Raw genomic sequence first — 7,456 nt, forward strand, 5'->3', positions numbered from 1 at the left:
CCACGGCGTAGAGGCCGGCACGGCGCGGGCGCTCCTGCGTGGACAAGTCCAGGCCGACCTGGCTCGGGCCGGAGTTGATGGACGCCGTGAAATACAGGTAGTCGCCCTTGGCCGAGAACGTCGGGTTGCCGGCGTGGGCCAGGCCGTCGGTGACGGCATGGTTGCGACCGGTCGCCAGGTCGTGCAGCACGATGCGGCTGAAATAGTTCTCGCCCGAGGTCGTGTAGGCCAGCCAGCGGCTGTCCGGCGAGAAGGACACGGCATAGCCGTCGGCGCCGAAGCGGCGCACGTCGGTGGCGATCCTGACGAGCTGACCGCGCTGCGGGCCGGGCACCAGGCTCAGCCGATAGAGGTTGAGGTGGTTGTCCTGCAGCACTAACTGATTGCCGTCAGGGGACCAGTCCATCAGCGCGAAATAACCCTCCTTGGGCAGCAGGAAGCGCTCCTTCGCACCCAGGCCGGTCTGGTTCTGCAGCACCAGCTCATGGCGCATGCCCGGGGCGTCGGACAGATAAGCCACGCGCTGGCCGTCGGCGCTCCACAGCGCGTCCTTCTCGCGCACGCCGGCGGTCTCGGTCAGGTTGCGCACGCTGCCGTCCTTGACCGGCACGGTGAACACCTCGCCACGCGCACTCACTACCACGCGCTTGCCGGTGCTGGACAGCTGAGCATGGGTCAGCGTCTTGCCAGCATCCTTCCACTGCGGCCGCGCCTGAGGCGCGATGCTGGTGAGCTGGATGTCGAGCACGCGCGGCGTGCCGCCCGCCAGTTCTATCTGCTTGATGCGGCCACCGGACTCATAGACCAGGGTCGTGCCGACGGCGTCGACGCTGCGCACGTCCCACTGCGTCTCCTTGGTGAGCTGGCGCAGCGCCTTGGTGCCGGGGTTGAAGGCGAACAGGTTCGCCGCGCCATCCGCTCGGTCGGAGATGAACACCACCTCGCCGCCGGCCCACACGGGCGCCGAATCGGTTGCGTTGACGTGGGGAATCTCCTGCCAGCGCTGGCCGGCATTTGGACCTTGCATGTCCATGACCCACACCGGTGGCGTCGAGCCACCGCGGCTCTGGCGCCAGCCGCTCATGCCGGCATAGGCGGCGTTGTAGGGGCGGTAGGCCAGCTGCTTGCCGTCGGCCGACCAGGCGCCCTCGAAGGCCACGGCCTTCATGACCTGCTTCTCGTAGCCGCCTTCCACGCTGACCTCGTAGAGCTGGTTGCTGCGGTTGTTCAGCACCTCGCGCGGCGAGGCGAACAGCACGCGCTTGCCATCAGGGCTCCAGCCGCTGACGACGTCAGCCGTCGGGTGCCAGGTCAGGCGCTTGGGCGCGCTGCCGTCCAGGCCGATGACGTAGACGTCGGTATTGCCGTCATAGCTGGCCGAGAAGGCGATGCTCCTGCCGTCCGGCGAGAAGCGCGGCGCGAACTCGGCAGCCGCATGGCTGGTCAGGCGCCGGGCATTGCCGCCACTGCGGTCAGCCAGCCAGAGATCGCCGGCATAGACGAAGGCCAGGTGGTCCTTGGAGACGGCGGGCTGGCGCAGCATGAGCGTCGGTTCGGCCGCCAAGGCCGCGCCGGAGGTCATCCAGGCACAGGCCAAAGCCATGGCGATACGGGTCAGGGTCATCGGGATCTCCGATCAGACGAAAACCCGCGACTCTAGTGCGCCTTGGGCGCGGCTCCGAAAGTCAGCGCCGGGCTGAGTTGGCCCTGCCGAGTCAGCCCGGCTGGCGCTTGAACCTGGCCTTCAGGCCGCCGGCGATGATGACCAGGCCGGGGATGAGAATCATGGCCCAGATGATCTTGTCCAGGTTGGTTTTGACCCAGGGCACGTTGCCAAAGACATAGCCGATCAGCGTGACGCCGCAAACCCACAGCACGCCGCCACCCACGTCATACAGCGTGAACTTGCGCCGAGTCATCTGCGCCACGCCGGCCACGAAGGGCGCGAAAGTGCGCAAAAAGGGCATGAAGCGGGCCGCAACCAGGGTGATGCCGCCGTACTTCTCGTAAAAGGCATGGGCCTTCTCGAAGGCGGCCTTGTTGAAGAAGCGCGAGTCCTCCCACTGGAAGACGCGCGGCCCGAAGTGCCGGCCGATGCTGTAGTTGCTCTGGTTGCCGAGGATGGCCGCCGCCGTCAGCAGCGCCATGGACAGGCCCAGGTCCATCAGCCCGACGCCACACATGGCGCCGACGACAAAGAGCAGGGAATCCCCCGGCAGGAAGGGCATGACGACCACGCCGGTCTCGACAAAGATGATCAGGAAGAGCAGCGCATACACCCAGGCGCCGTAACTCGCGACGAAGTTGGCCAGGTGCTGGTCGACRTGCAGGACGAAGTCGATGAGGAAGGGAAGGAAATCCATGGGCGGCGATTATCCCGGCCCGGACGTGACAGCCGGACGGCGCCGATAATCCGGTCGATGGATTTGCCCCTGCCCGACCTCCCTGCCCCACGCGCCATCCGCGAACTGCCCGATGAGCTGATCAGCCAGATCGCCGCCGGCGAGGTCGTCGAGCGCCCGGCCTCGGTGGTGCGCGAGCTGGTGGACAACGCACTGGACGCCGGCGCGAAGAACATCCAGGTCAAGCTGATGGCCGGCGGCGTGCGGGCCATCGTCGTCGAGGACGACGGCTGCGGCATCCCTGTCAACCAGTTGCCCTTGGCACTCAAGCGCCATGCAACGAGCAAGATCGCCAGCCTGAGTGACCTGGAATCCGTCGCGACGATGGGATTCCGCGGCGAGGCCCTGGCCGCCATCTCGTCGGTCTCCGACATGGCCATTGCCAGCCGCACGGCCGCCGACGCTCACGCCCACCGGCTGGACGCCCGCAGCGGCGAGCTGCAGCCGGCCKCCCGTGCGCGCGGCACCAGCGTCGAGGTGCGCGAGCTGTTTTTCGCCACCCCCGCCCGCCGCAAGTTCCTCAAGACCGACGCCACCGAGCTGGCCCATTGCGTCGAAGCCGTGCGCCGCCATGCACTGGCGCGTCCCGACGTCGGCTTTGCGATCTGGCACGAAGGCAAGCTCGTCGACCAATGGCGCGCCGCGTCCAGCGAGCAGCGCATTGCCGATGCGCTGGGCGCAGACTTTGTCACCGAGAGCCGCCCCTTCGAGCACAGCTTCGGCCCCTTGGCCCTGACCGGACGCGCCGGCCTGCCCGAGGCGGCGCGCTCGCGGGCCGACCAGCAATACGTCTGGGTCAATGGTCGCCATGTGCGCGACAAGCTCATCAGCCACGCCATCCGCTCCGCCTACGAGGACGTGCTGCACGGCCAGCGCCAGCCCAGCTATGTGCTCTTCATCGAGATCGCGCCCGAGCTGGTGGACGTGAACGTGCACCCGACCAAGATCGAGGTGCGCTTTCGCGACGGCCGCGCCATCCACCAATCGGTGCGCCGCGCCTTCATCGACGCGCTGGCCCAGTCGCGTGCGGACGCCGCCGGCGTCGAATCGGCCATGGCGCCGCTTGGCTTCGAGCCGACGATGCCGGCCACGCTCTTCGTCTCGGAGCCGCGCCCGGCCTACCAGTCCTATGTGCCGCCCGTGCCGCCGACGGCCGAGCAGGTCAGGCTGTCCCTGGTCCAGCACGAGGCCTTGTGGGCCCCTGGTGAAGCTCCTGAGCCCGAACCTGCGACAGCCGCGCCGACGATCAGCTTGAAGATGAAGTTGCCGGACGAGGACTGGCCGCTGGGCCGCGCCATCGCGCAGATCCAGGGCGTCTACGTCCTGGCCGAGAACAAGCAAGGCCTGGTCATCGTCGACATGCACGCGGCCCATGAGCGCGTCGTCTATGAGCGGCTCAAGGCCAGGCTCGGCGCGACCCAGATCGAAAGCCAGCCGCTGCTGATCCCGGTCAGCTTCGCCGCTACGGCCGAGGAGGTCGCCGCCGCCGAGCAGCATGCCGACACGCTGTCAAAGCTCGGCCTGGATGTCGCCCCGCTGTCCGCCCGCACCTTGGCCGTGCGCTCCCGCCCCGCCCTGCTTGCGGCCTCCGACCTCGTCGCGCTGACCCGCGAGCTGCTCGCCGAGATGGCCCAGTTCGACGCCAGCTCGGTGCTCGAACGCGCTCAGCATGAAATCCTCGCCACCATGGCCTGCCACGGCGCCGTGCGCGCCAACCGGCAATTGACGCTGGACGAAATGAACGCGCTGCTGCGCGACATGGAAGCCACTGAACGCGCCGACCAATGCAACCACGGCCGCCCCACCTGGCGCCAGCTCGACATGCGCGAGCTGGACGCTCTTTTCCTGCGCGGACGCTGAAAGAAAACGATGGCCACCATCACCCTCAAGGGCAAGCCCAAGCCTGCTGCCAAGACTCGCAACGCCGAGGGCGAGAAGCGCGCGCCGGTGCGCGGCAAGGGCGTCTCCAAGCCCCGCACGACGCTTGCCAAGGCGCAAGCCGACCGGGCCGAGCGCGAGGAGCAGTTCCAGAAGTCGCAAGCGCAGCGCGCCGAGCGGCCTGCACCGGCTCGCGACGAGCGGCCGGCTCGCCCGAAGCCGACGGGTTTCAAGTCTGACTGGCAGCAGCAGCCGCGTGGCGATGCGCCGCCGCGCCCCGAGCGTGGCCCGCGTGCACGACCCGACGAGCGCCCGCCGCAATACCGCGGCGACGCACCGCAGCGCCCAGAACGCGCCCCTCGCGCGCGACCGGACGAAGGCCCTCCTGCTGACCGCCCACCGCGCGTCGACCAACGCCGTGTGGCTAACCGCGGCCCCAACTTCGAGCCGCCGCAGCGCCCGCAGCAACGCCGCAACCCGGCTCGCGAAGTCGCGCCCGAGGACGGCGAACGCCTGTCCAAGCGCATGGGCGAGCTCAAGCTTGCTTCGCGTCGCGAGGCCGATGACTGGATCGCCGCCGGCTGGGTGCGCGTCAACGGCAAGGTCGCCGTGCTGGGCCAGCGCGTCGGCCCCGACGTGCAGATCGACATCGACCCCGCTGCCCGCAACCAGCAGGCTCAGCTCGTCACCGTGCTGCTGCACAAGCCCATCGGCTATGTGTCCGRCCAGGCCGAAGACGGCTATGACCCGGCGGTCGTGCTGTTCCAGCCCGAGAACCGCTGGGCGGAAGACGCCTCCGGCATCAAGCCCAACGCCGGCCACCACCGCAACCTGGCTCCCGCCGGGCGGCTGGACATCGACTCCACCGGCCTGCTCGTGCTGACGCAGGACGGCCGCATCGCCCGGGTGCTGATCGGCGACGACTCCGACGTCGAGAAGGAGTACCTCGTGCGTGTCGAGTTCGTCGGCCTGCCCGGTGCTGAAGCCGTGCCAGAGGGCACGCTGCCCAACGCGGCGCTGTCGAACAACAAACTCGCCCTGCTGAACCATGGCCTGGAGCTGGATGGCGAAGAACTCAAGCCCGCCAAGGTCAGCTGGCAGAACGAGCACCAGCTGCGCTTTGTGCTGCGCGAGGGCAAGAAGCGCCAGATCCGCCGCATGTGCGAACTGGTCGGCCTCAAGGTCGTCGGCCTGAAGCGCGTGCGCATCGGCCGCATTCCGCTGGGCCATCTGCCCGTCGGGCAATGGCGCTATCTGGCCCCGTGGGAAAAATTTTGACCCCCCCCTACCGGCTTCGCCGGCCCCCTCGAGGGGGCGCTGCCAGTGGCCTGGCAAAGCCAGTTCCACGGCAGCCACTTGGGAAGGCACCACGCCGTTGATGAGCCCCATTTGTCTCGCTGGCCCGACCGGCTGCGGCAAGACGGCGGCGGCCCTGGCGATTGCCGAGGTGCTGCCCGTTGAGATCATCAGTGTCGACTCGGCCCTGATCTACCGCGGCATGGACATCGGCACGGCCAAGCCCACGGCCGCTGAGCAGGCCGCGGTGCCGCACCATCTCATCGACATCCTTGACCCAACCGAGAGCTATTCGGCCGCCGAGTTCGTGCGCGATGCCAAACGGCTTGCTGCGGAGATCAGCGCGCGTGGCAAGCTGCCGCTGCTGGTGGGCGGCACGATGCTGTACTTCAAGGCGCTGTTCGATGGCCTGTCGACGCTGCCCCAGGCCGACGCCGACCTGCGTGCCGCCATCGACGCCGAGGCGGCCGAGCGCGGCTGGCCAGCGATGCATGCGGAGTTGGCCAAGCTCGACCCTGAAACGGGCGCCCGCTTGGCACCCAACGACAGCCAGCGCATCCAGCGCGCGCTGGAAGTCATCCGCCTGACCGGCCAGCCCCTGAGCGCACTGCATGCCGCGTCGCGTGACGAAGGCGTCGACTGGCCGTTGTTCTCGTTGGAGCCTGATGACCGCGCATGGCTGCACGGGCGGCTGGCGCAGCGGTTTGACGCGATGCTGGCTGCTGGCTTGGTCGATGAGGTCAAGGGGCTGCGTGCGCGCGGTGACCTGTCGTTGGCGCTGCCATCGATGCGCTGCGTCGGCTACCGGCAGGTGTGGGAGGCGCTGGACGCCAACGACTTCGCCGACCTGCGCGACCGCGGCGTCGCGGCGACGCGTCAGCTTGCCAAGCGGCAAGTGACCTGGCTGCGCAGCATGCCCAAGCGTCGCGTCATTGCCTGTGATGGGCCGCAGCCGATTCCTGAATTGCTGGCTGGATTGCAGAGGCTGCTGAACGCATGACGGTTCTCTCCGCTCGCGGGCTCGTGAAGAGTTACGCCGACACGCCGGTGTTTGCCGGCATTGATCTGGACCTGGCCCCTGGCGAGATCGTTGCGCTGTTGGGCGAGTCGGGCAGTGGCAAGTCGACGTTGCTGAACTGTCTGGCGGGGTTGGACGAGGCCGATGCGGGCTCGATCACGCTGGCAGGGCAGGACTTGCGGCCACTRGACGATGAAGCCCGATCAGCGTTGCGGCGGGAGAAGCTGGGGTTTATCTTCCAGGCCTTCCACCTGCTGCCGCATCTGAGCGTGGCGGACAACGTGGCGTTGCCGTTGCGGCTGCTGGGTTTGCGTGACGACGGCCGGGTGGCGGAGATGCTGGCGGCGGTGAACCTTGGGGCGTTTGCCGCTCGCATGCCGCGGCAACTGTCAGGTGGGCAGCTACAACGTGTGGCGATTGCGAGAGCGCTGGTGCACAAGCCTCGCCTCGTTCTGGCGGATGAGCCGACGGGCAATCTCGATGCGCGGCATGCGGCTGAAGTGCTGGAGTTGCTGCGGCGTTGCACGCACGAGGCTGGCGCGGCTTGCTTGCTCGTGACTCACTCTGAAGTTGCCGCTCAATCGGCTGATCGGCGGTTGCGGCTGGATGCGACAGGGTTGCATGAGGCGTAACTTTGGCTTGGCGCCAAGGCCCAGCCGGGATTTCGTCCCGGCGGCCGACCTACTTTTTGCGCCGCCAAAAAGTAGGCAAAAAGCTCTCCCCTGCAAAACCGCCCCTGACGGGGTCCCCTGCGATGCTCGAAGCCCAGGGCCGCGCCCAACTCACTTCGCTACGCTCCGTTCAAACAAAGGGGCGCGAAGTCAGAGCTTGAGGCTCGCTGCGCTCGCGCCCTGGGCTTCTG

Annotated in this window: 6 protein-coding genes; 4 read left to right on the top strand and 2 right to left on the bottom strand. The window is 68.1% G+C overall.

The features are described from left to right. The coding region (locus tag ACXJKR_RS18990; protein ID WP_457324137.1) for a S41 family peptidase at positions 1-1,624 on the bottom strand (1,624 nt) is incomplete at its 3' end. Between the two features lie 91 nt (positions 1,625-1,715). Then, the gene (locus ACXJKR_RS18995; RefSeq protein WP_056201588.1) at positions 1,716-2,363 is read right to left on the bottom strand and encodes a DedA family protein; all 648 of its coding nucleotides are present in this window, start codon (positions 2,361-2,363) and stop codon (positions 1,716-1,718) included. A gap of 57 nt (positions 2,364-2,420) precedes the next feature. Here ACXJKR_RS18995 and mutL point away from each other — a divergent pair, with 57 nt between their 5' ends. From mutL to ACXJKR_RS19015, 4 genes are all read left to right on the top strand, one after another. Next, positions 2,421-4,262 (top strand): DNA mismatch repair endonuclease MutL, encoded by a 1,842-nt coding sequence (gene mutL, locus ACXJKR_RS19000; RefSeq protein ID WP_457324138.1) that lies wholly within the window; start codon positions 2,421-2,423, stop codon positions 4,260-4,262. Between the two features lie 9 nt (positions 4,263-4,271). Beyond that, a complete protein-coding gene (locus tag ACXJKR_RS19005) occupies positions 4,272-5,558 on the top strand; it encodes a pseudouridine synthase (RefSeq protein WP_457324139.1) in 1,287 nt (428 codons plus the stop codon). A 100-nt stretch (positions 5,559-5,658) separates the two neighbouring features. After that, entirely contained in the window at positions 5,659-6,576 is a 918-nt protein-coding gene (gene miaA, locus ACXJKR_RS19010) for a tRNA (adenosine(37)-N6)-dimethylallyltransferase MiaA (RefSeq protein ID WP_457324140.1), read from the top strand. Next, entirely contained in the window at positions 6,573-7,226 is a 654-nt protein-coding gene (locus ACXJKR_RS19015) for an ABC transporter ATP-binding protein (protein ID WP_457324141.1), read from the top strand. The genes miaA and ACXJKR_RS19015 overlap by 4 nt, the downstream gene beginning before the upstream one ends. The last annotated feature ends 230 nt before the right edge of the window (positions 7,227-7,456 follow it).

The sequence above is a fragment of the Roseateles sp. P5_E11 genome, assembly GCF_054049355.1.